This window comes from Okeania sp. SIO3I5 (assembly GCF_010672085.1).
In the GTDB taxonomy this organism is placed as follows: domain Bacteria; phylum Cyanobacteriota; class Cyanobacteriia; order Cyanobacteriales; family Microcoleaceae; genus Trichodesmium.
The window spans coordinates 1-24,736 of the sequence record NZ_JAAHHT010000145.1 but is presented as its reverse complement, the minus strand read 5'-3'; the positions used below and the strand labels follow the sequence as shown (position 1 = coordinate 24,736).

Sequence of the window (24,736 nt, the reverse complement as noted above, 5' to 3'; positions counted from 1 at the left end):
AACTATACCTAAAATAATTATCCCAGCAACTTTTAATAGAATATTGATTTCATCACTACTACTAACAGCATAAACTTCATCAGTATATGATTGAATAATACCTAAAGAAAGAAACAGAAATATACTTGTTATGGCAGTAGCTAGCCAAGCTTGAGTACCTCCTAAAAATGCAAAAAGTATTGAAATATTGTAGAAAAAGCAACAAACTGTTATTAAAAATCCATAAAATCCAATTAACGAGAATAAAGACAAACCAGATGATATATTTGCCCACAAATGTAGAGGCAAAGAAATAGCTCCTGCTAGGTAAATTAAAATTGGTACTCCTAATAGTTTGCCGAGTAAAATTTTCTGACTTGATTGAGGACTAAGACGAATAAAATTCAGAGTACCAAGACGTTGTTCTTTTGCTAGGTCTGCTACTAACATATAGACACCACCAATTAACATTAAAGCCAGCAAAATCACATTCAAAGTGTTGAAGATATCTACCCACCAATTAGACCAATTAATATCTGTACAATATCGTCCTATTCTGACACAATATCCATTATAGAGAGTAACATCTGTACCGTATTTTTGTGGAAGTTTTTCTAGGAAAACCATCATTACTATGAATTGGCAGAGGAGAGATAAAGAGATGGCGATCGCTACATTTCTGGTTTTGCAGCGACCTTTTATTTCTCGGAATAATTGAGGATTCCAATTGAATAAATTGACGAATAGTTTTGAGAACATAAGTTATAACTCCAAAAGTTTTGAAATTAACAGGATTTACGCAAAGAAACCCGGTTTCTCCTAAATGTCTATTGTTAAAAATAATGGTTTACCGTAGAAACCGGGTTTCTGGGTTCCTCCTGGGTAAGTCTTAATTTGCTTGCTAATATCCTAGCTTGAGAAAAATTGCTTCTAAGTATTCTTGAGTGCAATGGAAATTTGTGACTGGGATATTAGCCATAATGAGCGATCGCTACAAAATTGAAAGTAAAATTTCAACTTTTGAAGCAGTTAATATATAGGAGGCGGGTTTAAGCAAAAGTATTTAGAGGAAAAAGCTTTTTTTTTGGTAATATAACCCGCTCCAGATTTCAATTTTTTCTAAGTCATCATTAGTTACTTAGAGCTAATTTATATTATTAGTTATTGAGTTCCTAATAATTTTTATGACTATGAATTCTTCTATCTTTTTGACCTGTCAGTAATTTCTGAGAATCAGATGCACCTAATTTTTTTATTTTTCGGATTAGTAGTAAAGTTACTGATACTAAGACAGTCCACTGACCAATAATTGCTATTAAAATTGGTGTAATAGCTAAAGAACTGTGGATCATAGCAGACGAAGGAAAAGCAGATAACAACCACAAACAAGGATAAATATCAGGGTTAATTGACATTAAGCTTAGTGCAATAGGTGGTATAAAAATAAAACCACTTACTATTCCTATAGCCCAAATAGTAGGCTTTTTGACTTTTGTTAGCAATATAAATTGAGCGATCGCTGCATAAATTAAGATGAAGGTAAAGCTCAAAATTAATATCAAAATAGCTGATAGTTTGATTGTGTTATTTTGCTGCCAAAATAAAATCCAGGCAATCCAAATTACAGCAGTAATAACTAGATTAATTCCTATTGCTACTAAAGCTGGACTTTTTTCACTCCAAATTAAATCTTGTTTTAAGCTAATAGATAATCCTTTGACAATTGCAATTTGATCATTATTAACTTGTTGATGTCTATATCTTGCCCAGTTTTGTATGCTTTGTCGTTGAGGTGACAACATAGCAATTACTAATAAAAACCACAACAAATTAAGGGCACAGAATAAACCCAGCGATCCTTGTAAAATGTCAGTTGATTTATGGTCAATATTGTGTAGTAAGAAACATAGCATTAGATAGACTTGGAAACATCCCATTAAGCAATAGCTTTGTTTTTTATTAATAGCTGTAGCATTAGGATTTCTGTAACGACGATTTACAGCTTGCCAAATCCAGTAGCTTCCCAAAATTAGACCTGAAATAATCATCTGACCAATTCTTAAAGTAATTATCGCACCCATTTTTATTAGTGGAACATTTCTTTCATGAGTACCAATAATGGCGTTAATCTCATCACTATACCCTTCATCAATAAGAGCTATTAGAAGATAGAAAAATATGCCTGTTATGGCAGCAGATAACCAAGGTTGAGTAACTCCTAAAAATGCCAAAAGTAGTGAGGTATTATAGAAAAAACAACAAGCTATTATTAAAACTCCATAAAATGCAAAAAACCAAGATAAAGGCAAACCAGATGATATATTTGCCCACAAATGTAGAGGTAAGAAAATAGCTACTGCTAGGTAAATTAAAATTGGTACTCCTAATAGTTTGCCGAGCAAAATTTTCTGACTAGATTTAGGACTAAGACGAATAAAATTGAGAGTACCAAGACGTTGTTCTTTTGCTATATCTCCTACTAACATATAGACACCGCCAATTAACATTAAAGGAAGCAAAATCAAACTCAAATTGTTGAAGATATCTAACCACCAACTAGACCACTCAATATCTGTACAATATTTTCCTACTTCGACACAATATTGACTATCACTGGTAACATATCTACCGTATTCTTGTGGAAGTCTTCGTAGATAATACGTCATTACTATGAATTGGTACAGGAGAGATGCGGAGATGGCGATCGCTACATTTCTGGTTTTGAGGCGACCTTTTATTTCTCGGAATAATTGAGGATTCCAATTGAATAAATTGACGAATGGTTTAGATAACATAAGTTATAACTCCAAAAATTATAAAATTAATTTGCTTGTTGATGTCCGAGTTTGAGAAAAATTGCTTCCAAGTCTTCTTGAGTACAATGGAAATTTGTGATTGGGATATTAGCAAGAATGAGCGATCGCAACAAACTAGCAGCATCTTCGGGAGTTCCGGAAAATTGAACCTGTACTTGCCGATCTTCTGGCAAAACTTCCCAAGTTTCCACCCAGGGGGAATTTTTAATTTCCGTAATTAACTCTGATAACTCACCCATGACAGAAATCGAGATTTGCTGAGTGCTAAGACGTTGATAAAGTTCTTTGAGAGAAGCGCTTTCTACCAAATAACCTAATTCCATTATTCCCACAGAAGTGCAAAGTTCTGCCAAGTCACTAAGAACATGGGAAGAAATGACTATTGTCATCCCTGCTTCTTGCAATGCTTTGATAATTTCCCGAAATTGCATTCTGGCGATGGGATCTAAACCAGAAACAGGTTCATCTAATAATAGAAGTAAGGGTTCGTGAATAATAGTTCTTCCCAAACTTAGGCGTTGTTTCATACCCCGCGACAAAGTAGAAATCAAACTGTTCCGTTTATTTACCAGTTGGACTAATTCCAAGACAGCAAACAGTCGGCGCGAACGGTGGGGTTCGCGCAAATTGTAAAGTCTGGCAAAATAGTCAAGATAATCCCACACACTCAGATCATCATATACCGGAAAATCGTCTGGCAAAAAACCGAGACGTTGTTTCAGGGTGGAGTTAGTATGGTCTCGCAGCAAGCGTTCTCCACTGATATATATTTCTCCAACGGTGGGTTCTTCGGCAGTAGATAACATTCGTAACAGGGTGGTTTTGCCGGCGCCATTCGGTCCGATCAGTCCATAAACTTCTCCGGTGGCCACTTGTAAATATAGGTCGTTAACCGCTATGTGGCGATCGAATTGTTTAGTTAGTCCACGGGTTTCAATTGCTAGTTCTTTGAGCATGATTGTTGGATAAAAATAAGAGAGGTTGTTCTAGAAATTTCCTGAAAGATTGTTTTGACAGGAAAAATATGGATGTTTTACAGTGCTGAAGAACCTAACGGACATTGGTCAAAGGATTGAAAATTATCAGGTGCTGTTAATGACGGTTCGTCAGTTTCACAAATCATTGTTTGAGTAGTACCGTCTTTAAGATATACTATACCAGAATAACTTTTTAAATGAATTTTAGGTAGATGTATCCGTCGATAAAAGGGTAATCTTTTCCCAAAAAAAGGTAAGTATCTGCGTTGATAATAATAAGGTAAGTTATGTTTATTAGTAGCAGTAGCTATGGCGTTTTTGCTATTAATTTCTTTGATTTTGTATGAGTAATTTCTTGTTTCTAATTCAATACCTAGTCCTAGATCGGGAATATTATTGCTAAACTCACCGTTTTCATAATAATAAGCTTGTTGTCCTTTATTAATTGAAGCTATATATTGTCTTGCCTCGCTGCGTGGGGATGGGTTAATTGGTTGTCGTAAAAACGAGGGTAATATAGCCATGCTAAATACCACCAAAAATATCAACGCGATAAAATCAACCAAGGATATATTCCTAAAATTAGCAGATTGTTTTGTTGACATTTTTTATCTCCTAGTTTTCCTTTTTGTAGTTAAATTTTTATCGAGGCATTGCTTACTCACATTACACCCAGAAAATATCTAAGATCAAGTTTTATTAACTACTAATTAACTTTCCTGTTATTGTACCAAAAAAAAAGGGTATGCGCCTCCCCTTGGATAGGGGATAAAAAAGAGAACATTCCTTATGTCAAACCTCTGGCTAAATCCAGAGGTGCTGATAACTGATAACTGATAACTGATAACTGAAATAACCCACCTTCTTAGTCTCTCCTATCTCTCTAAAAATTACAAATTATTTCTAATAATAAACTTAGGTAAATCATATTACTGATCGGTAAATAGATTCGTTCAACAATGAATAATGAATAATGAATAATGAATAATGAATAATTACCTATCCTTGAAAAGAAGAGGATTGACTAATCATGAAAATTTTTATTTATTATCCCCTATCCAAGGGGAGGCTTTAAACCAAAATTTTTCGGTAAATAGTTGCTGCATGAGTTAAACATAAAATTGGGCACGAATACACCAATTAATCATTTTTCATCATCTGTACAGACTTATGAAAAACTTGTGTCGTGCCCAATTTTTTTTCTATTATTAGTATTTAATTGTGTAGAAGTATTTGCCCACCAGATGGGAATTTAATAAATACTTTCTACTTCTCTAAAAGCATGATGATGTGCAAGTAATTTTCCAACTTTGGCTTCATCAAGTCTGGCAGTTATTCTTTGATAATTTTAGATTCGTAATTATCTCTAATGGTTTTTGCTAGGGTAAAAGCGGAACCTATTGAGAATATTAAACCCATCCCCACAAAGCTTTTAATCCAAATATCTACAGGTAGGTAAATAATGCCAGTTGCTGTGCCCGCAGTAGCAAGGATAAAGGAAGCCCAAACTTGAAATATCCATGCAGCAGTATCTTTTTGTTGAACATCTTTGTTGGTCATAAAATTAATACCTCAAATCAATATTTTTATTTGATTCAAGCACTACGAAATAGGGTGCGAATATCGCACTGTAAATGTTATAATATTCCCTATTTCCTAACAAATAAAATTTATTTTGCTAATTAAAAAATGTAGTGCTATAACTTCTGAATTCAATTATTTTACTTGTCTAAAGGATGATGATCTGCAAGTAATTTTTCAACTTTTGCTTCATCAAGTCTGGCACTTATTCTTCCTGATTCATAATTATCTCTAATGGTTTTTGCTAGGGTAAAAGCGGAACCTACTGAGAATGTTAAACCCATTCCCATAAAACTTTTAATCCAATTATCTACAGGTAGGTAAATAATGCCGATCGCTGTTCCAGAAGTAGCAAGAATAAAAGAAGCCCAAACTTGAAGTATCCATGCAGCAGTATCTTTTTGTTGAACATATTTGTTAGTCATAAAATTAATGCCTCAAATCAATATTTTTAGCTGATTAATTTTGATTTTAGGTGTAGAAATTTATAGGAATAATAGTGGTGTGACAGTTTCTATAGATGCACATATCGCTACGCTAAGAAGTTAGAAGTTAGATACAAAAATCCGGTTCTTGTTTGGGCGTGTAAGTTCTAAAAATAATAACTATGTAGGGACGTTCCATGGAACGTCCCTACTTTACGATCGACTAATTATGAAAAGTGCTAATGGTTATAAATTAATTTTTCTTTTGCTGATTCTTTTGTTCTAGAACAATTTCTTTCATAGCTTGAAATGAACGAGAATTTGATGCACCTTCAATGGCTTTCACAGCTAAATCTTGAACCTGAACTAAAGTCGAGTCTAATTGTTGAGATAAGTTTTTAATCCGCTGTTCTTGATTTTGAATTGTCTGTTGTAAAGATTGAATCCGTAGTTCATAAAATTGCTTTTCTCCTTCTACTTCTTTTGCCAACAAATCGGATTTAACTTTAGCCTGATAAGTGCCAATATTTCGCCCATTTTCTTTACCATTCTTGATATTAGCTTCTAGTTCTTTTTCAAAGTCTTTTACCTTCAATTCTACTTCGGCAAAATCTTTTTCCCGTTCTGAAAGAGACTGCTCTCTTTCAGACCACAATTTCTCCTGTTGTTTTTGAGATTCTTCTAATTCTTGATACAAATTTTTCTTGTTTTGTTCATACTCATCAATATCTAAATCCCGTTGCAACTGCAAGTCATATTCATAAGTTTCAGCATCCCGTTCACGAACTTTATTTTGCTGATCATTTCGTTCTTTAATATTGCGTTGATGTTCCAATTGTTCCTTTGCCCAAGCTTGTTTTCCTGACTCTATTTCTTGTTGTAATGTTTCTTGGCGATCGCTAAATTCTGCTTCAAATTCTTTAGCGTTTTGTTCATACTGTTGAATCAAATTATCTAAAGTATTTTCCTCAAGATTTTCTAAATTATGCAAATCGTTCAATTGTTTAATTTCTTCTCCAACTTTTTGTCGAACGTCTTCTAATTTAGTAGCTTCTGAAGTGAGTTTTTCTGATAATTCGCTAACAGATCCACCAAAACCAGTTTGCAGCGCGAGTAAGTTTTCAATTGTATATTGCATACTTTGTTTATTCTGAATTTGATTGATGTTCATAGATTTTGCTCCTTTTTTTTCTGGTTGTTTTGAAATTGAATCTACAGAAGTTTTAGTAGTAGTTTTACCTCCCTGACTTAACTCCTTAACTTCTGTTTCTAGAGCAGATTTTTCCTTTTTTAATTCTGCAAAAGCTTCTAAAATTTCAGCTTTGGTATTGTTAGCACTAACTCTTTTAACCATTTGTTTTTTCTCCTGTTAAGTTTTTTTTGTGAATTTAGAATCAAAGGTAAATTTACCAATTCTGAATTCTAAATTCTCTAAGGTAAATTTACCAATTCTAAATTTTGAATTCTCTAAGGTAAATTCACCAATTCTAAATTTTCTAATTCACCAATTCTGAATTCTAAATTCTGAATTCTAAATTCTGAATTCTACTTTGCTTGAGAACCATTATTAGAACTAGCAAAAGCTCTCATAGCTAAATCTTGCGATTGCTGTATTGACGCTTGTAATTGAGTAGAAATATCGGTAATTTGTTCGGTTTGTCGCTGAATTGTTTCCTCCAAAGATTGAATCTTTAATTCATAACCATTCTTCATTCCTTCCCACTCTTTCGCAAACAAATCAGCTTTAACTTTTGCCTCCCGGTTTGCTTCTTGAATTGCCTCCTCTTTAGCTTTAACATAAGCCTTTTTCAACTCTTCTTCAAAACCATTAACTTTCTCTCTGTTTTCTTCAAATTCAACTTGATTTTCCGCCAGATAACTTTCTCTTTCTTGCCATTGTTTTTCCTTTTGTTGACCTAAATCTCGTAATTCTCGTTCCATATTTCGTTTCATTTCTTCATAGTCATCCGTTTCAATTTTACGTTGACGTTCTAATTCATATTGATAGTCAGCAACTTCTTGTTCCCGCTGTTTAATTAACAATTTATTTTCCTCTTCAACTGTTAATTCAAACTCTTCTTGTTCCTTTTGCCAAGCCTTTCGCTTAGTCGTCATATCCTTTGTAATATTTTCTTGATGTTCGTTAAAATTATGTTCTAAGAATCGTAACTTTTCCTGATGTTCTTGAGTTAAAATATGCAGTGCATCAGCAACAACACGAACTTTTTGTAACTCTTGGAGATGTTGATTTTCTATTTCAATAGCAAGTTTTAATTCGTCAAGTTTTGCCGATTCTTGGTGTAAATTTTCTAATAATTGATTCACAATGCCACCAAAATCTAATTGTAAATCAGCTAAACCTTTAACAATACTATCAGTAGTATAAGTAGCAGCAGTTTCTAATATTTGTTTACCTTTTTCTTTCTCTGCTTCTTCCTCCTTAGTTGCTACTTTTGATGTGATATTTTTGCGAGCAGCTAAAATTTGCTCAAATGATTTCATTACTTGATTTTTGCTGTTTTCAGATGTAGTTTGTGTCATTTCAGTTATCAGTTATCAATGATCAGTTGTCAGTATCTCTAAATTAAGCTTGATGCTTGAAATACTGGAGTTTATTTTTTTCTTAGCTGTTTCTGGAGCTAATGATTTGAGAATTTTCTGGCATTTTTCACAGCGATTACCTTTCCAACAGTAACAATCATTTACTAACTCTAAAAGAGTCGATTTTAAATGATGATTTTCTGTTAGTAATGCCTAGTAATTATGGTAATTATTCTGAAGAGTTTTTCCCTACCCTTCCCACCCTTCCCACCCTTCCCACACTTCCCACACTTCCCACACTCCCCACCCTCCCCACACCTCCCACCCTCCCCACACCTCCCACCCTTCCCACACTTCCTTAACCCAGTTTCCGAAGTTGATTTAAAATAACCTCATATTCCTGGGCAGTATTAATTTTTTTCTTAGCTGTTTCTGGAGCTAATGATTTGAGAATTTTCTGGCATTTTTCACAGCGATTACCTTTCCAACAGTAACAATCATCTACTAATTGTAAAAGAGTCGATTTTAAATGATGATTTTCTGTTAGTAATGCCTGGTAATTATTCTGAATAGATTCAACAACTAAACTAATATGTCGCAAATCTTGACTGAAATTTTCCAAGTCATTAATAGTATCAGCTCGAATTTGATGCTTAACTTTTATTTTGCCTCGTAAATTCTCTTCCCACTGTTGCTTTTGTGGTGTTTTTGCACCCTGATGAATCGTGAATTTCGGAATTTTGCTCATTTGTATTTCTTTGAGTTTTCAGATGTTTTTTATTAGCATTCAGCTATCAGCTTTTAGCATTCAGCTTTTCCTTGAGGATAATACCTAAAGAGCTTTTGAAAGTCAGAACTTACTAAGGTTGAATAAAAACCTTTTTCTTGATAACTTTTAATTCTCTTTAGAGACTAATTCCTTCTTTGAAAATAATCAGTTAACAACTCATAGCTGATTGCTGATTGCTGATAGCTGATTGCTTATTTATGAAGATAATGCAGTAGCTACAGGCTCATTTTCAGATGGTAAAGCTGTATCATTACTAGCATTTAAACTCAACACCAAAGCATCAGAATTACTATTAGTATGAGCAGCCATCAAACTAGCAGTTTCATTAGGAGATAAATCATCTAAACAAACCATTTTTCTGCTTCCTTCTAAGTCAATCATTCTTGATAAATTACTTTCCTCAGAAAGCACTGCTGCTGCCTGATGAATAATTGACCAGTCTGTGCGTTCTTGCCAACGCCATTTTAGACTGTAATAATTAATAGGTTTTACCACACCATTTTCATCTGGTTTTTGACCGCTATGTTTCACAAATTCAGGAATAAAAATTCCTGTTGCTGGTTCAACTCCATTGGCTTGAACTGAGGCAATTAAACGATTAAAATCATTCAATGAACGACTTTTAATATATGTCACCATCAACACTCCTTGAGGTAATTCTCCCGACTCAGCTACAAACCAAAGTTGACCCCACAAAGTATTAACTGTTTGACCTAAATTGCCAAAAAATTTGCTGAATTTGAGAATTGTCATTGATACTTTTGAGCCGTAATCTGTGTCTCCAATTACCCATTGTCCTGATTGACAATTATTACGAACTGCAATGGGAATTTCTGGTACTAATAAGGCTTGTTTTGGTTTGGCTCCAAAAACATCAATTTTGGCTTTTGTATTAGTATTAGACATTTTTTTGTTTCCTTTGAATTTGATTTATTTCTAATTTTTTGAACAGAGAAGTTGGAGAAAGATTTGTCTTTTAAATTAGAGGAGAAGTTTGGCGATCGCGAAGCAAAACGTAGTTTGATCGCGAACCTCGGAACGAAGTTTGATCGCTAATTATCCAGACGCAATCAATACTTACGCAGAAACCGGGTTTATGAACTAAAATTTAGAATATAATATCTAAATTCGGGTAATAAACCCGGTTTCTTGGTTAGGGAGCGTAAATTCTAATAATTAGTTCTTCCCTCTTCCCCTTATCCTTCTTCCCTCTACTCGCTACTCATTACTCCGTACGGACGTTAGCATTTTTGTTATGCAACGTCCCTACCTCATTACTCATTACTCATTACTCATTACTCAACTCATTACTCATTACTCAACTCATTACTCCCTAATTAATAAGATGTGACAACTTTACTGGTTCTGGATATTTGTAATCTGTGGTTGCTTCTTCCTGAGCTTTAATAATTCGCAATGCTCCCAGTAAATGATCTAACATTTCTATGTGAGCAGGAGTAAAGTGAATGCTGAAACCTTCCCCATCCCTGGCATATCCTGGGCAAACAAGAGAGGCAGAATTCTGTTCTTCATGGGTAGCGATATACAACCAATCTTCGTCTTCTAATTTGTAGTGGGTGTCTGTCCAGGTTCTGAGCATAATGGCATCCTCCAGGTGGATTATACTTGTGAAGACTAAGGGTAAATTTACAATTCGCCAATTCGAGCATGACACTATATATAGAGTCTCATTCCAATTGACTGACTGTTCAACCTTACCAGTAGTGTGTTTTTATTGATTTTTTTATCAACTAAACTTATTGTAGCGCTCGTTGATTTAATCGTCAAGGGGTAAGTTGAAATTTTCGTCAAAGTAGTTTAAAATACTTACCAGGAGGTAAAAAGACGTGGCAAAAAGTTTTGGAAGACTAATTAGAAAGGCCCGCAAGGACAAAGGATACTCCCAAAGGGAACTGGCCAAACACCTAGGAGTGGACTTCACCTATTTGTCCAAGCTAGAGAACGATCGCGCAGACTATGCGCCAAAAGAAGATGTGATTCGCGGATTAGCGAAAAATCTCAATTTGAATCCAGAGGAATTAATATTCCTTGCTGGAAGAATTCCTCAACAGTACGAGGAAATTCTCAAGCAAAACCCAAGAGAGATGCTAGCATTATTCCGACGAGTACAAGAAAATCCTGAGTTCGCTCAAAAAATATCTCAAGCGGCAAGGGAGAATGAAGTATGAGTATCCTTAAACCCTATAGCTTTTATCGCAAAGAGTCGATTGAGCATCGGGCAAACGATATTCTCAGGCAAATGCACAAAACCGCAAATTTTGCTCCCAAATGGCCTTTTGATGCTTCTTTAGTAGCTGATTTTTTAGATTTGGGAGTAGTTTGGGATTACATTCCGCCTGATGAAGAAGGAGCGATCGCTGCTCGAATCTTACCAACGGAACGACTGATTGAAATCAATGAGGAAATTTTAGATAAACCTCAAGGGTTTCAAGAATCGACGCTTGCTCACGAAATTGGTCATTGGGTGCTACATATTAACCATGACGAAGCAGATGGAGTTGTCAAACAGTTAGAACTCGATCTCGGTGATTATGGAAAACCACAAGAGTCAGAAGAACCTTTTGTTTGTCGAGGTGCAGGCGGCAGTAAAATTGACTCCATTGAGTGGCAAGCACAATATTTTGCAGGTTGTTTATTGATGCCAAAGTCAATTCTGGAAGAGAAAAGACAAGGCAGAGATTTAACTAAGTGGTCAAACCTTTATAAAATCAAAGATGAGTTAGGTGTGAGTATTTCTAATTTAACTTATCGCCTGCAAGAGTTTGGTTGGATTTCTATTCCTAAAGGTAGTCGCACGATTTATCGGGGACCCGCTGAAGTCAAGGGGCAAACACAACTATTTGGATGACACGCCTAAAAATGGGCGTTGTTGAATACTGGGATGATTGAGACTGACACGGGGACACGGGGACAGATCAACACGGGGATTATGCTCGATCCTCTGTAACAAAATCATCCCACAATTATGCAATGCCAAAAATGTAGGTTGGGTTGAACGCAGTGAAACCCAACTTATATAGCGCAATTCAAAATTCAAAATTCAAAATTCAAAATTCAAAAGTAATCCCTGACTTACTTTGAGCATTTATAAACGTCCTAATCTATTTGCGTAGTGCTATATCATTTTGAAAGCAAGAATGTTACAAAACTCTAGTTATCGGCAACAGGCAACAGATCGTCCGGCAACAGAGATTCGTAGCAAACATTTATTAAATTGGTATTATGTTGTTGTTGGGTTTCGTCCCTCAACCCAACCTACACGTACAGCAGATTTCCGGGAAATGATGTGGTAAATGGTGAAAATCATGTAGTGCGGGCATCTTGCCCGCGATGTGTTTACCTGATAACAATGGAAAGCGCTGTAATTGTTGTTGTTGGGTTTCGTCCCTCAACCCAACCTACACGTACAGCAGATTTCCGGGAAATGATGTGGTAAATGGTGAAAATCATGTAGTGCGGGCATCTTGCCCGCGATGTGTGTACCTCATAACAACGGAAAGCGCTTCATCTGTTAATAGTTGTGGGAATTATGATGTTTACCGCTACATTAATTTGTTTGGTTATTTTTCGGTGGTTAGTTTGGGAAATGACTGTTTCTAATCCTGCCATTGCATCTAATTTATTTTCTACAACATTTTCGGGATTAATTGGGTTAATTTTGCCCTTGATTTCGGGATTTGCTGTCAGGATATTTTCAAAAATTTGTTTGATGTTTGGCATGAATTTTTTTCCTATTTCCAAAATTTGTTTGATGTTTAGCATAATTTTTTTTCCTCATTTGAATTGCTTGTTGTTAACACTATAGCTGCAAATTTATTTTTTCCGCAAGGGGTTTTTAGGTTCTCTATACTTGCGCAATACCAAGGTACAAAAGGTATATTTTAAGTTGATTTTTCTGTAGGTATATCTCAGGTATATTTGAAGTATAATCTAGGTATAAAATTGATATTTTTTTTGAGTTTAGATGCTATATTTATATTGTTAATTATAGTTTTACTATATAGCAAGATGAAATGATTTGTGAAAAAAGCTGTAGGGGTTTGGTTTCCAAATCCCATTTATGCTTGGGGAAAGGAGACCAAACCCCTACGATCAAATATTATATCAAATCCGCTGGCTTCGGAGTGAATAAATTCGACCATGAATATTGGTGAAAACTCCGAGTCGCGTGGAGGGTTTGGAGACCAAACCCCTACAGTCTGAAATTCTACCGATACTACCGGATTTGATATTACAATCTATACTCGATTGCGATAATTTGCTGTTGTGATTTTACAATATAGCAAGATGAAATGATTTGTGAAAAAAGCTGTAGGGGTTTGGTTTCCAAATCCCATTTATGCTTGGGGAAAGGAGACTAAACCCCTACGATCAAATATTACAACCTATACTGGATTGCTATAATTTACTGTTGTGATTAGAGAGAGGTTAACTAATGGAATGGCTAGAATTTCTGGAATTGATAGCAACCAAACATGGATTAAATCCAGATGCAACAGAAACTTTAAAGGAAATTTTTCCAAACGCAAATAAAAAACCACTAGAGTTAAAATTAGTAGCGAAAAAATTATATCTAAAAGAAGAATCTGTTAAGGCAAGAATGACGAAGATTTATGAAAAATTTGAGGAAAGTTGTCCGAAGTTAAAAAAGGATAGTAGAGGTAAAGTTGATGATTTACATCTTTATCTCAGCCAAGAATACCTTAATTTAAAAGGAAATAATTTACCGCCCCAAGCAAAATCATTAATTACAGGTTTTGAGCCATTAATTGAAGAGAAAACTAAACGTTTTTGTGGACGAAAATTTGTCTTTGAGGCATTCAATAAATTTATTAATGAAAATTCCCAAGGTTATTTTACTGTGATTGGGGAACCGGGGATGGGAAAGAGCGCGATCGCTGCTAAATATGTTAAAGATAATCAGGTTATTCATTATTTTAATGAGCTAACTACGGGATGCAATACTCCTGATGATTTTCTGAATAAAATTCGTCAGCAAATATCCCACTATTATCAACTACAAAATACTGAAAGAGATGACCTAAGAACTTTACTCCAGAAAGCTCAAGCTAAACCATCAGAAAATCGACGGTTAATTATAGTTGTTGATGCTTTGGATGAGGTGGCAAAAACTGAACCAGGGCATAATATTTTAGACTTACCCCAAAACTTGCCAGAACAGGTTTATTTTCTGTTAACTCGTCGCCCCTATACTGCCGAACAAAAAAAGTTAGTTATTGCTCAATCTGTGGGGATAAAAGAATTAGATTTGAGAGAATATAAACAATTTAATATAGAGGATATTACCCAATATATCACTACTTATATTGACGCTCCCGAATATCAAGAAAAATTTCAGTTATGGATGAAGGAACGACAATGTTCTCCCCCAGAATTTCTCCAAACTTTGGCAGATAAAAGTCAGAATAATTTTATGTATTTATATTTTGTATTGCCCGATATTGCTAAGGGGAAATTAGATGATTTGCAAATTCAACAATTGCCAGAAGGTTTAGAACAATATTATTATCGGCAGTGGGAAAGGTTGCTGATAAATCCCATGAAAACGATGATTTTGTGTATTTTAGTCGTGGCGGATCAACCGATAAGTTGTGAATGTATTACCGATATTGTCAATCAAAAAGAGTCTATGAGTAAGTATGACGTGCAGGAAGTTTTGGATGACTGGATACAATTTTTAAAAAAGCAAATGTTGGTAGGAGAGAAATGTTATTCTATTTATCACTTGAGTTTTAGTGACTTTGTTGAGAAGCAACGGGAGATTAGAAAAGCTATTCCAAAGTTAGGGAATATTGAACAAATGTTGTCTGATTATAATGATTCATTGTGGGAGGAACTTGAGGGTGACTCGGAGGAGTAAGTTTACAGAAAATTTTGCTAAGTTATCTCCAAGTCAACAGCGACTGTTGTTAGACGATCCGCGCCTGAAAGTCGAAACAAAGCAAGTTGAAAAATATTATCAGCGTTTGAGTGATTTTAATTTTTTGTTAGCTAAAATTAAGCATCCAGAATATGGCATTGAGGCTTTAATAAATGATTATAAATTGTTAGATAGTCTGGAAATGATTGAGTGGAGCGATCGGGATGGGGAGGCAGAAAAAGCATTGACGTTAATAAAATTGGCATTGCAAAAGTCAGCACACCTGTTTATAGATGATGAGAATCAGTTACCGGGGCAACTATTGGGGCGGTTGCTAGCACCAATACCGCCACAAATACCATCACCACAAATACCACCGCTAACATCACCACCAACTTATAAATACTTTTGGGAATACATACCCATTATTGGTAAATTTTTGCCCAAATATACTAGACATCCCCGGAAGTTAAGACCCAATCATCTTTTGACAGCGAGTTCTGGTGAATTATCAGAGATGTTTACTAAAAAAGAATTGCCACCAACAAAACAAATGCCTGTCCTGGAGAAACTATTAACTGAAGCCCAAAAATATAGCGAACAACCCTGGTTGCGCCCACTTGCAGCAAACCTCAACCCTGCTGACGATCCTCTGATCCGTACTTTTACTGGGCATAGTGACTCGGTAACGGCAGTAGCAGTAACACCCAATGGCAAATTTGTGGTTTCGGGTTCAAGGGATGAAACACTGAAAGTCTGGAATCTCGAGACTGGGCAGGAGTTACACAGTCTCAGGGGGTATAGTAACTTGGTAAATGCAGTAGCAGTAACACCCGATAGCAAATATGTGGTTTCGGGTTCAAGGGATGAAACATTGAAAGTCTGGAGTCTCGAGACTGGGCAGGAGTTACACAGTCTCAGGGGGCATAGTAACTTGGTAAATGCAGTAGCAGTGACGCCCAATGGCAAATATGTGGTTTCGGGTTCAAGGGATGAAACACTGAAAGTCTGGAATCTCGAGACTGGGCAGGAGTTACACAGTCTCAGGGGGTATAGTAACTTGGTAAATGCAGTAGCAGTAACACCCGATAGCAAATATGTGGTTTCGGGTTCAAGGGATGAAGCACTGAAAGTCTGGAGTCTCGAGACTGGGCAGGAGTTACACAGTCTCGGAGGGTATAGTGACTTGGTAAATGCAGTAGCAGTAACACCCGATAGCAAATATGTGGTTTCGGGTTCAAGGGATGAAACACTGAAAGTCTGGAGTTTGGAAACTGGACAAGAATTACACAGCCTCAGGGGGCATAGTGACTTGGTAAATGCAGTAGCAGTGACGCCCGATGGCAAATATGTGGTTTCGGGTTCAAGGGATGAAACACTGAAAGTCTGGAGTCTCGAGACTGGGGAGGAGTTACACAGTCTCGGGGGGTATAGTAACTTGGTAAATGCAGTAGCAGTAACACCCGATAGCAAATATGTGGTTTCGGGTTCAAGGGATGAAACACTGAAAGTCTGGAGTTTGGAAACTGGACAAGAATTACACAGCCTCAGGGGGCATAGTGACTGGGTAAGGGCAGTAACAGTGACGCCCGATAGTAAATATGTGGTTTCTGCTTCAAGCGATCATACACTGAAAGTCTGGAGTTTGGAAACTGGGCAGAAGTTACACAGTCTCAGGGGACATAGTGACTGGGTAAGGGCAGTAGCAGTGACACCCGATGGCAAATATGTGGTTTCGGGTTCAAGGGATGAAACACTGAAAGTCTGGAGTCTGGAGACTGGGGAGGAGTTACACAGTCTCAGGGGGCATAGTGACTGGGTAATGGCAGTAGCAGTAACACCCGATGGCAAATATGTGGTTTCGGGTTCATGGGATCAAACACTGAAAATATGGAGTCTGGAGACTGGGCAGGAGTTACACAGTCTCAGGGGGCATAGTTACTCGGTAATGGCAATAGCAGTGACACCCGATGGCAAATATGTGGTTTCGGGTTCATGGGATCAAACACTGAAAATATGGAGTCTGGAGACTGGGGAGGAGTTACACAGTCTCAGGAGGCATAGTTACTTGGTAACGGCAGTAGCAGTTACGCCAGATGGCAGATATATGGTTTCTGGTTCAGGGGATCAAACACTGAAAATATGGAGTCTGGAGACTGGGGAGGAGTTACACAGTCTCAGAGGGCATAGTTACTCGGTAAGGGCAGTAGCAGTGACACCCAATAGCAAATTTGTGGTTTCGGGTTCAGATGATAAAACAGTTAAAGTCTGGAGTCTGGAGACTGGGGAGGAGTTACACACTCTCAGAGGGCATAGTTACTCGGTAAGGGCAGTAGCAGTGACACCCAATAGCAAATTTGTGGTTTCGGGTTCAGATGATAAAACAGTTAAAGTCTGGAGTCTAGAGACTGGAGAAAACTTGCTGACTTTTTATGGTGAATATCCGTTTTGGTGTTGTGCTGTCGGTGCTGATGCTCGGAGTGTTGTTGCGGGGGATAGTGGGGGAGTGGTTCACTTTTTCAGGATGGAGGGGTTGGATGGCGGATGATTTGTCATTTCAGTTATCAGTACCGATCGCTAAAGTTAGAGGCTTAAAAATATGAACAACAAACCGCAAACTATCAACCCTTACGACACCAACACGCCACCGCCAAACTGGCAACCCATTCTCACCACGCTCGCCGAAAACTTTGTCGGCAGAAAATCCGTATTCTCAGAAATAAACCAATTCATCCAACAATACGATCGCGGCTATATCTCAATAACCGCTCCTCCTGGTAGTGGAAAAAGCGCCCTCTTGGCAAAATACATTCTCACCCATTCCCAGGCAGTCTATTACAACTGTCAAATCAATCAACAAAACCGCACCCATCTGTTTCTCCAAAACATTTCCCACCAACTCATCCAGCATTACGGGTTAGACTATTCCATTCTCCCGGAAAATGCGACTCAAGACGGCGGTTTTCTCATCCTTTTGCTGCAAAAAATTAGTGACTCATTCCCAAGCAACCAACACTTAATAATTGCCATAGATGCTCTAGATGCTCTCGACTTAAACGACCAAATTAGTTATACAAACATTCTCTATTTGCCGAGATATGTACCTCAGCAAATTTATTTCCTAATTACCCGCCGTCCGTTTTTATCCCAAAATTCTCGACTTTTAATCGAGGCTCCCCACAAAGTTATTAATCTGAAAAATTACCATCAGGAAACAAAGTCAGATATGAGAGAATATATTCAGCAGTTTCTCAGCCAAAACCAACATCAGGAAATCTGCGATCGCTGGTTAGCAAAACAGCAAATTAGGGAGAATATTTTTACAGAAAATTTACTCAATTATGCCGGGGATAATTGGCTGTATTTAACTACAGTATTAAGGACAATAATTGAGGATTTTAATAACGCAAACTTCGAGCAAGATAAACTACCATCAGCTCTAGTTTCTTACTATCAACAACATTGGCAAAAAATGTTTCCTCGATCGCCAACGGAATTAGAACTAAATATATTGAAGCAGTTAGTTAATTCCGATATTAATTTATCTGTAGAAACAATAGCTAAAAATTTAGATGAAAGTTTAGATGGGGATAAATTTGATATTGAGGAAATATTAGAAAATTGGTGGGAGTTTCTAGAAATAGAAAAAAACGATTCAGGAGAGAAATATAGTTTATATCATCCCAGTTTCCAGGATTTTTTGAGAAGAGTTTAAGAAGTAGGGGTTTGCTTTCTATAATCTAGCTAAATAATAACCAAATCCCTTTTTTTGACCTTTAATTTTGAATCAATTATCAAGTTTTTGAAACTATAAAGCTAAGTAGATATACAATTGTGTGACTATCTAAATCAATAGTTTCGATCTTATTAGGTAAGAGCATTAAAAATCTCTTTCAGTTTTTTGCCAATTTTCAACTTTTTAATCCTGCTGATGTAAAAAATTATGATACTTTTTCAATTCATTTAGACAAGCTAAATATCAATAATTCAATCGGTAAGTAGATATTGAATATAACCTCTAAAGTTAATTACAGAGTTTAACTATCTAAGCCAATTGATTAATATAATCGTTAGTTGTCGGCGCTATCAACCTGATACAACCTTCTTTTAAAGTTGGTATGTATTTATCCTCATATATTCCTAGTTTAGCCATTCCTAGCTCTGTCATCATAGCCAAGATTTCAGAATTTTGGAAAGGTTTGCTAAGATAACCGTCCGCACCATATTTTAGTGCTTCATAATAATCATTTTGATCATTTTTGCTAGTGCAGAAAATCACAGGAATATGTTGTATTTCAGGATCGGACTTAATTTTTTGACACACAGCATAACCATTTAATTTTGGTATTGAAATGTCTAAAAGTACCAGATCGGGTTTCTCAGAATAAACTTTTTCTATTGCTTTTACACCATCATTAGCTTCTATTACATTTAGTCCTAATCTAATCAGATAGTAGGAAATTATTTTCCTAACAGTACAGCTATCTTCGACTAATAAAACCTTTTTTTTAAGCATTTTCTACAGTTCTCCTCTGGTGGATATAATTACGGTTGCTTTTAATTACACTGTCCTGCTAATTAAGTAGTTTTGATTAATACAATTCTAGCATAAGGCATTAATATATATCTTAAATTAAGATTAATAAACTTAGCAGTGATGGTATAGATTTATCAATGTGACTTTAATCACTAATAATAAGTGATAATAAGTATTGATCATCAAAACAAATCGTAGTTAAAAGTATAATTTTTCCTCAAAAATATCTTCGCAAGAAACCTGTTGAACATCTTGGAATCCAAATTTTTTTAAATATAAAATCCATCCGTAAGGAGTATTTTCTATATTCAATATCCCAACCGCCTGAGCAACATCTGCTATCCAAGGAACAGTTGATATTTTATATCCTTGCCAATTAGTTTCTACGCACACCCATTCAGGAATATTATTATTATCAAATTGATTTTCTGATTTCCAAGTTGCTCTAAAACAATATATAGGAGTATTTTTTTGCATAATTTATTTGGTTACAGAATATGACAAATTATTAATATTTAACTCAAAGAGACAGGTAACTTTTGAGAGAAAAGATTTTTTAGCTCCAAAGTTAGGTCTTCATTGCTTCTGTGAGCTTCCCAAGTTCCAGAATCAGACCTATTTATTCGCCATTCTCCTTGCATAAAATTTTCATCTTCAGAAACAGTACCAATATAATTAATAATGTATTGTGAACCTATAACGTATCGCTTGGTAAAACTAATCTTACGTCCAATAACTTCACCGCTTAATGTAGCTTCTCCTAAATAATTATCATCTAAAATATTGCCACTCAAAGTATTACCACCTTGAATCAAAGTAGCTTCAAATCTTGTAGGATTTGCTTGTTGCCAATAAGTACCTAGCCAAGTTCCAGTTAAGTTTACCATAGTAGCTAAATTTGTATTTAATACAACATTTGAAATATCAAAAATAAGTTGACAGAAGTTTTCATGTAAGTAGACTAAAGTAGGGACTTCCCATTTATTTAAGTAGACCACAAAAGTCTTTTACAAAAGGAAGTAAATAGGGATATTGGATGGAAAGTCTTTAAGGAATAATTAAGATGTTTTAGGGTTGTTTATACTCGTTGTAGTCTATCTATCTAAAGACCACTATAATTTAACATTTGTTAAGTAGAGAAAACTGGATATGGGCACAGGGAACGAAAATATAATTGTATACTTAAACACATTAATCTAAAAATTATTTGACCAAAAAATTAGGTCCAAAGCCTGCCCTTTTAAGGAGATGAAAAAAATATTCAATTCAGTATTTTAACCTTCCGACTAAAGTCGGAGGTACTGATAACTGATAACTGATAACTGATAACTGAAAAGACCTACCTACTTAACCTAAGCAGCAAATATACAATCTATTTAGCTTGACTATTTATATCATATCTTAAACAAATAGATCAAATCTATTTATTAAGATAGATTATAGTAGAAACACTACTTGCTTATCCCAGCAAATTTTTGATAATTATTCTTAACCAATAAAGTATTTTCTCTTATATAGCAATCCTATTTCAGTTGTAAGATTTTGGTGGTAGGGGTGATTCGCAAATCGCCCGTACAGGAGTCAGAATTTACTCATGTTTGGAGTTAAGATTAATTATTATAAAAATTTCACAAATCATTTAGGATTGCTATATATCAACATCCATAAATATATATATAATATCAAAGTCTTAATGCTTAATTCCCGATCTGAATTCACAGCGCGATATTGACACCCAGATTTTCCATGACTTTTTATCTCTTGCATTTGCCATCAACTTCCTAATATTTAACACCCAGAGAAAATTTGACCTCCAACTAACTCGAGGCACAAGGACATTCTGGCCAAAAAACTCAAGATAAATTTGGGTACACAATATAGTTATGCTAGAATCTAGTAATCATAATTAACTCAAATCTTAATCAATTTTTCTATTTTCTGCTCTAGTCAGATACTATAAAATCTAGGAGGTAGACTCCTATTGTATAATTTATTCCTAGTCCCAACCAAAATATAAAAATCAAACAACTTTAAATAATCTTTAAGAATTAACTATTGGGAGAAAAATGAGCCGAAATAAACAATTATTAAATCAACATAAACAATTACCTGAATCTCAACAAAATGATTTTTTTAAAATATTTAGTCAGTCTCCAATAGGTACATCAACTTGGAATTGGATTTTAACTCGTCCTCCTTCAGAAAAAAATCAAATTTTCTTACCTCTCTCTACAGCATCTGGCTTGACAAAAGATTATGAACCATTATTTTTATTAAAACTTTCTCCAGGGAAAAGTTGGCATTTAGAAAGTTCTGTGAAAGTGACTGCTAAAGCTGGAGTTTTTATCACAAAAGTAGGCTCAATTTCTGTTGCACCATTATATGTACTGTTCCAGTTATCAGGAAACGATTATATTTATCAAGTTTGGATTAATCATTATGGAGGAAATATTTTACCTTCTCCTTTAGAGAAATTGGAAAAGATGCCATATTTAACTCTATTATTAATGGAAGATAAATGTCAGCCAGAAAGATCGATAAAAATTGATAATCAAATAGATTGGTTATCTTTGAGAGCTAAAATAGAATCCGTTAGTTCTTGGAATCTAGAGGCGTTTAATACAGTAAAATCTCTAGGATATTCTGCTCAAGAATTGTGGAATAGAACAACAGAAAAACAAGTTAGGGAAACAACAATAGCTAAGTTAAACGATCGCTTTAGAAATGGAGATAAAAGTTTAGGAGAATATAGAATGAGTCGGCAAGTATTAGCATTGCCGAGAAAAAAACAAAAAGAACTATTTAAGGAAATTCAAGATTTTTCTGATTTTACACCTGAAAATGACCCTAAAGGTAAACATGAAATGGGTCAAGTGACACTAGATGGAGTAGAATATGTTTGGAAAATTGACTATCTAGATATAAGCATGATTATGTTATCAGATGCACCAGAAGATATCAATAAAACTACTAGAGTGTTATTGGTAATACGAGCAGACGAATGTTAATATCATACTTCAGTTATCAGTTATCAGTTATCAGTTATCAGTTAGCTTCCTAGGTTGTAGCAAAGTCTTATTGCTGAGAACTGACAGCTAATAGCTGTTTGCTTACATCATGTCCAACAAATTAATTCTGATTAATGAGGAGTGAAAAAAAGTGATTTTAGGAAAAGCTACAAAAATAAAAACTAAGCATTATGCTCAACTTCATCAAACAGAATTTCCCCCAGAACACTTCCGAGAATTTAACAACTTTACTGCTAGTTCAATAGGTATCGGTACATATCTAGGTTCCTCAGATTCAGTAACAGATAATTTAGTCGCAGAAGCAATTATTAGATCGGTAAAAAGCGGAATAAATTTAATAGATACTGCCATAAATTATCGGTCTCAGCATGGCGAAATTAGTGTCAAAAAAGCCCTACTTAAATTAATAGAATCAAAAACTGTATCGCGAGAAGAATTAATCATTTGTTCTAAAGGTGGTTTTATTCCTAATCGAGAAAAAGAAGAGTGGTTTAAACGAGAATATATAGACAACCCTAAATTTAATATTCAAGTAACAGATATGGTGGCGGGAGTTCACTGTATGCACCCAGAATATATTCAAGACCAACTGGAACGTAGTTTAATAAATTTGGGCATAGAAACTATTGATATTTATTATTTACATAACCCAGAAACTCAATTAGGAATTATTCCTTCAGAAGAATTTTATCGCCGTCTGAAAGCAGTTTTTTTAGTGTTGGAAAAAGCTGTCGATGCTGGTAAAATAACTGCTTATGGAATAGCTACTTGGCAAGGTTTTCGAGTGCCACCAACAGAAGCAAAACACATTGACTTAGCTAAAACAAAATCTATTGCTCAAGAAGTAGCAGGTGGAGGTGGCGATCGCTTCCAATTTATCCAACTACCAGTTAACCTGGCAATGACAGAAGCAATTATTACTCCTACTCAAGTTGTAGACGGTAAAATTTTACCTGCTATTACTGCAGCAAACCAACTTGGCATCAATGCGCTCGCTAGTGCTTCTATTGCTCAAGCTAAAAACCTGAAGCAATTTCCCAAAAAAATTATGACTGCTCTCGGTGAAAACCTGGCAACAGATGCAGTACGCGCTCTCCAATTTACCCGCAGTGTTCCTGGTTTATGCTCCGCTCTAGTGGGGATGAAATCTCCTAACCATGTGGCAGAAAATCTGACATTAAATAACATTCCGCCTTTAGATGCTGCTGACTTTGCTAATTTAGGGAGTAGGGAGTAGGGATTGAAAATGCACTCAAACAAGTCTTAACTATAGCTCAAAAAAAAGGTGAATAGGACTTACGCACGCGAAACCCGGTTTCTACGAGAAATCGTTGTTTTGAGCAATAGATGTTTACGAGAAACCGGGTTTCTAGGTTCCCCTGCGTAAGTCCTGGCGAAATTACTCAGAAAAAAGATATTGCTGCCTTAGCAAAATTTCTCACCTGTTGTCTACAAGGTTTGCGAGTAATTTCTAAAATTAATCCTGATCGAAAAGCATTATCAAGATATAGCTAAAATTACACTTTCCGTTTTAGATTAATTTACCCAAATTTTGTTTTTTTGTCTCAATTATATCAAATCCGGTTATATAGTATATGTTCATTATTAAATCGGACCGTCTCCCCATCTCCCCCAACAATACACTCTTGTATTCAACCGGATTTGATATTACTCCGTACGGACGTTGCTTGAACATTACAGCGGTTTTCATATGAATAAACCACAATGATACTGACTCTTCACTCCTAACTCCTGACTCCTAACTCCTAACTCCTGACTCCTGACTCCTGACTCCTGACTCCTAACAATGAATTTAGTGGTCTACTCAACTGAAAAGCGCTGTAATGCGTTACATGTCGCGCAGCGTTAGCGGAGCGAAAGCGTCAGCAATACGTCCCTACCTCCTTACTCATTACTCATTACTCCTTACTCCTCAGTAATACGATATAGCATTTCTCATAAAGATGAGGTACAGTTACGATCCCCCTAAATCCCCCTTGAAAAGGGGGACTTTGAAGACTCCCCCCTTTTTAAGCTATGCTTTATAAACATCTTTCTTAACATAAAACTTGACAACATAGACAAGTTATGTTTAAGTCTTGAATCGGCTTTTTCAGGAGAAAAGAGTATTTTTCAATACACTTTTTTATCAATGTAGA

Annotated in this window: 23 protein-coding genes and 1 pseudogene; 9 read left to right on the top strand and 15 right to left on the bottom strand. The window is 35.6% G+C overall.

Annotation, left to right across the window (positions count from 1 at the left end):
• The 11 genes and pseudogenes from F6K40_RS26225 to F6K40_RS26170 all read right to left on the bottom strand — a co-directional run.
• Nucleotides 1-738 (bottom strand): annotated as a pseudogene (locus F6K40_RS26225) (hypothetical protein); the annotation flags it as partial.
• A gap of 413 nt (nucleotides 739-1,151) precedes the next feature.
• Nucleotides 1,152-2,774, bottom strand: a complete 1,623-nt coding sequence (locus tag F6K40_RS26215) for a hypothetical protein (protein WP_293140041.1) — start codon at nucleotides 2,772-2,774, stop codon at nucleotides 1,152-1,154.
• A 26-nt stretch (nucleotides 2,775-2,800) separates the two neighbouring features.
• Nucleotides 2,801-3,751 carry an ABC transporter ATP-binding protein gene (locus F6K40_RS26210; protein WP_293140040.1) on the bottom strand — a complete coding sequence of 317 codons (951 nt, stop codon included), beginning with the start codon at nucleotides 3,749-3,751 and terminating at the stop codon, nucleotides 2,801-2,803.
• 77 nt (nucleotides 3,752-3,828) lie between these two features.
• Nucleotides 3,829-4,377 (bottom strand): type IV pilin-like G/H family protein, encoded by a 549-nt coding sequence (locus F6K40_RS26205; RefSeq protein ID WP_293140039.1) that lies wholly within the window; start codon nucleotides 4,375-4,377, stop codon nucleotides 3,829-3,831.
• A 727-nt stretch (nucleotides 4,378-5,104) separates the two neighbouring features.
• Nucleotides 5,105-5,332, bottom strand: a complete 228-nt coding sequence (locus F6K40_RS26200) for a YiaA/YiaB family inner membrane protein (protein ID WP_365672851.1) — start codon at nucleotides 5,330-5,332, stop codon at nucleotides 5,105-5,107.
• Between the two features lie 161 nt (nucleotides 5,333-5,493).
• Nucleotides 5,494-5,778, bottom strand: a complete 285-nt coding sequence (locus F6K40_RS26195; protein WP_293140038.1) for a YiaA/YiaB family inner membrane protein — start codon at nucleotides 5,776-5,778, stop codon at nucleotides 5,494-5,496.
• Nucleotides 5,779-6,031: 253 nt separating this feature from the next.
• Nucleotides 6,032-7,132, bottom strand: a complete 1,101-nt coding sequence (locus tag F6K40_RS26190) for a coiled-coil domain-containing protein (RefSeq protein WP_293140037.1) — start codon at nucleotides 7,130-7,132, stop codon at nucleotides 6,032-6,034.
• Between the two features lie 191 nt (nucleotides 7,133-7,323).
• Nucleotides 7,324-8,319: a coiled-coil domain-containing protein gene (locus tag F6K40_RS26185; protein WP_293140036.1), complete on the bottom strand. Its 996-nt coding sequence runs from the start codon at nucleotides 8,317-8,319 to the stop codon at nucleotides 7,324-7,326.
• A 358-nt stretch (nucleotides 8,320-8,677) separates the two neighbouring features.
• Entirely contained in the window at nucleotides 8,678-9,067 is a 390-nt protein-coding gene (locus F6K40_RS26180; protein WP_293140035.1) for a hypothetical protein, read from the bottom strand.
• A gap of 237 nt (nucleotides 9,068-9,304) precedes the next feature.
• Nucleotides 9,305-10,015 carry a hypothetical protein gene (locus F6K40_RS26175; RefSeq protein WP_293140034.1) on the bottom strand — a complete coding sequence of 237 codons (711 nt, stop codon included), beginning with the start codon at nucleotides 10,013-10,015 and terminating at the stop codon, nucleotides 9,305-9,307.
• A gap of 427 nt (nucleotides 10,016-10,442) precedes the next feature.
• Complete coding sequence (locus F6K40_RS26170; RefSeq protein ID WP_293140033.1) at nucleotides 10,443-10,709, bottom strand: hypothetical protein; 267 nt, start codon at nucleotides 10,707-10,709, stop codon at nucleotides 10,443-10,445.
• A gap of 247 nt (nucleotides 10,710-10,956) precedes the next feature.
• Between F6K40_RS26170 and F6K40_RS26165 the strand changes: the two genes are divergently transcribed.
• The 3 genes from F6K40_RS26165 (at nucleotide 10,957) to F6K40_RS26155 (ending at nucleotide 12,423) form a co-directional block, all read left to right on the top strand.
• Complete coding sequence (locus F6K40_RS26165; RefSeq protein ID WP_293140032.1) at nucleotides 10,957-11,298, top strand: helix-turn-helix domain-containing protein; 342 nt, start codon at nucleotides 10,957-10,959, stop codon at nucleotides 11,296-11,298.
• Entirely contained in the window at nucleotides 11,295-11,978 is a 684-nt protein-coding gene (locus tag F6K40_RS26160) for an ImmA/IrrE family metallo-endopeptidase (protein ID WP_293140031.1), read from the top strand. The genes F6K40_RS26165 and F6K40_RS26160 overlap by 4 nt, the downstream gene beginning before the upstream one ends.
• Before the next feature lie 289 nt (nucleotides 11,979-12,267).
• A complete protein-coding gene (locus F6K40_RS26155) occupies nucleotides 12,268-12,423 on the top strand; it encodes a hypothetical protein (protein WP_293140030.1) in 156 nt (51 codons plus the stop codon).
• Nucleotides 12,424-12,634: 211 nt separating this feature from the next.
• Here the strand turns inward: F6K40_RS26155 and F6K40_RS26150 are convergent, their stop codons facing one another.
• The gene (locus F6K40_RS26150; RefSeq protein ID WP_293140029.1) at nucleotides 12,635-12,892 is read right to left on the bottom strand and encodes a hypothetical protein; all 258 of its coding nucleotides are present in this window, start codon (nucleotides 12,890-12,892) and stop codon (nucleotides 12,635-12,637) included.
• Between the two features lie 673 nt (nucleotides 12,893-13,565).
• Here F6K40_RS26150 and F6K40_RS26145 point away from each other — a divergent pair.
• The 3 genes from F6K40_RS26145 to F6K40_RS26135 are packed head-to-tail and all read left to right on the top strand — an operon-like array spanning nucleotide 13,566 to nucleotide 18,726.
• Nucleotides 13,566-15,011, top strand: a complete 1,446-nt coding sequence (locus F6K40_RS26145; protein ID WP_293140028.1) for a P-loop domain-containing protein — start codon at nucleotides 13,566-13,568, stop codon at nucleotides 15,009-15,011.
• The gene (locus tag F6K40_RS26140) at nucleotides 14,995-17,559 is read left to right on the top strand and encodes a WD40 repeat domain-containing protein (protein ID WP_293140027.1); all 2,565 of its coding nucleotides are present in this window, start codon (nucleotides 14,995-14,997) and stop codon (nucleotides 17,557-17,559) included. Before F6K40_RS26145 ends, F6K40_RS26140 begins: the two co-directional genes overlap by 17 nt.
• Nucleotides 17,560-17,610: 51 nt before the next feature.
• Nucleotides 17,611-18,726: an AAA family ATPase gene (locus F6K40_RS26135; protein WP_293140026.1), complete on the top strand. Its 1,116-nt coding sequence runs from the start codon at nucleotides 17,611-17,613 to the stop codon at nucleotides 18,724-18,726.
• 330 nt (nucleotides 18,727-19,056) lie between these two features.
• Here the strand turns inward: F6K40_RS26135 and F6K40_RS26130 are convergent, their stop codons facing one another.
• From F6K40_RS26130 to F6K40_RS26120, 3 genes are all read right to left on the bottom strand, one after another.
• Nucleotides 19,057-19,527, bottom strand: coding sequence for a response regulator (locus F6K40_RS26130; RefSeq protein ID WP_293140025.1), 471 nt, complete (start codon nucleotides 19,525-19,527; stop codon nucleotides 19,057-19,059).
• 219 nt (nucleotides 19,528-19,746) lie between these two features.
• On the bottom strand, nucleotides 19,747-20,025 hold the full coding sequence (locus tag F6K40_RS26125) for a hypothetical protein (protein ID WP_293140024.1): 279 nt from the start codon (nucleotides 20,023-20,025) through the stop codon (nucleotides 19,747-19,749).
• Nucleotides 20,026-20,063: 38 nt separating this feature from the next.
• Nucleotides 20,064-20,546, bottom strand: coding sequence for a hypothetical protein (locus tag F6K40_RS26120; RefSeq protein ID WP_293140023.1), 483 nt, complete (start codon nucleotides 20,544-20,546; stop codon nucleotides 20,064-20,066).
• A 1,068-nt stretch (nucleotides 20,547-21,614) separates the two neighbouring features.
• Here F6K40_RS26120 and F6K40_RS26115 point away from each other — a divergent pair.
• From F6K40_RS26115 to F6K40_RS26105, 3 genes are all read left to right on the top strand, one after another.
• Complete coding sequence (locus F6K40_RS26115; protein WP_293140022.1) at nucleotides 21,615-22,556, top strand: DUF3768 domain-containing protein; 942 nt, start codon at nucleotides 21,615-21,617, stop codon at nucleotides 22,554-22,556.
• A gap of 151 nt (nucleotides 22,557-22,707) precedes the next feature.
• Nucleotides 22,708-23,814: an aldo/keto reductase gene (locus F6K40_RS26110; protein WP_293140021.1), complete on the top strand. Its 1,107-nt coding sequence runs from the start codon at nucleotides 22,708-22,710 to the stop codon at nucleotides 23,812-23,814.
• A gap of 110 nt (nucleotides 23,815-23,924) precedes the next feature.
• A complete protein-coding gene (locus F6K40_RS26105; RefSeq protein ID WP_293140020.1) occupies nucleotides 23,925-24,092 on the top strand; it encodes a hypothetical protein in 168 nt (55 codons plus the stop codon).
• Nucleotides 24,093-24,736: the final 644 nt, after the last annotated feature.

What these genes read in the sequence shown, in the direction of transcription:
- F6K40_RS26185 (WP_293140036.1), bottom strand. Translation starts at nt 8,319, where the DNA reads ATGACACAAACTACATCTGAAAACAGCAAAAATCAAGTAATGAAATCA.
- F6K40_RS26175 (WP_293140034.1), bottom strand. Translation starts at nt 10,015, where the DNA reads ATGTCTAATACTAATACAAAAGCCAAAATTGATGTTTTTGGAGCCAAA.
- F6K40_RS26180 (WP_293140035.1), bottom strand. Translation starts at nt 9,067, where the DNA reads ATGAGCAAAATTCCGAAATTCACGATTCATCAGGGTGCAAAAACACCA.
- F6K40_RS26190 (WP_293140037.1), bottom strand. Translation starts at nt 7,132, where the DNA reads ATGGTTAAAAGAGTTAGTGCTAACAATACCAAAGCTGAAATTTTAGAA.
- F6K40_RS26130 (WP_293140025.1), bottom strand. Translation starts at nt 19,527, where the DNA reads ATGCTTAAAAAAAAGGTTTTATTAGTCGAAGATAGCTGTACTGTTAGG.
- F6K40_RS26155 (WP_293140030.1), top strand. Translation starts at nt 12,268, where the DNA reads ATGTTACAAAACTCTAGTTATCGGCAACAGGCAACAGATCGTCCGGCA.
- F6K40_RS26215 (WP_293140041.1), bottom strand. Translation starts at nt 2,774, where the DNA reads ATGTTATCTAAACCATTCGTCAATTTATTCAATTGGAATCCTCAATTA.
- F6K40_RS26195 (WP_293140038.1), bottom strand. Translation starts at nt 5,778, where the DNA reads ATGACTAACAAATATGTTCAACAAAAAGATACTGCTGCATGGATACTT.
- F6K40_RS26135 (WP_293140026.1), top strand. Translation starts at nt 17,611, where the DNA reads ATGAACAACAAACCGCAAACTATCAACCCTTACGACACCAACACGCCA.
- F6K40_RS26170 (WP_293140033.1), bottom strand. Translation starts at nt 10,709, where the DNA reads ATGCTCAGAACCTGGACAGACACCCACTACAAATTAGAAGACGAAGAT.
- F6K40_RS26115 (WP_293140022.1), top strand. Translation starts at nt 21,615, where the DNA reads ATGAGCCGAAATAAACAATTATTAAATCAACATAAACAATTACCTGAA.
- F6K40_RS26150 (WP_293140029.1), bottom strand. Translation starts at nt 12,892, where the DNA reads ATGCTAAACATCAAACAAATTTTGGAAATAGGAAAAAAATTCATGCCA.
- F6K40_RS26105 (WP_293140020.1), top strand. Translation starts at nt 23,925, where the DNA reads ATGTTTACGAGAAACCGGGTTTCTAGGTTCCCCTGCGTAAGTCCTGGC.
- F6K40_RS26210 (WP_293140040.1), bottom strand. Translation starts at nt 3,751, where the DNA reads ATGCTCAAAGAACTAGCAATTGAAACCCGTGGACTAACTAAACAATTC.
- F6K40_RS26160 (WP_293140031.1), top strand. Translation starts at nt 11,295, where the DNA reads ATGAGTATCCTTAAACCCTATAGCTTTTATCGCAAAGAGTCGATTGAG.
- F6K40_RS26200 (WP_365672851.1), bottom strand. Translation starts at nt 5,332, where the DNA reads ATGACCAACAAAGATGTTCAACAAAAAGATACTGCTGCATGGATATTT.
- F6K40_RS26125 (WP_293140024.1), bottom strand. Translation starts at nt 20,025, where the DNA reads ATGCAAAAAAATACTCCTATATATTGTTTTAGAGCAACTTGGAAATCA.
- F6K40_RS26145 (WP_293140028.1), top strand. Translation starts at nt 13,566, where the DNA reads ATGGAATGGCTAGAATTTCTGGAATTGATAGCAACCAAACATGGATTA.
- F6K40_RS26205 (WP_293140039.1), bottom strand. Translation starts at nt 4,377, where the DNA reads ATGTCAACAAAACAATCTGCTAATTTTAGGAATATATCCTTGGTTGAT.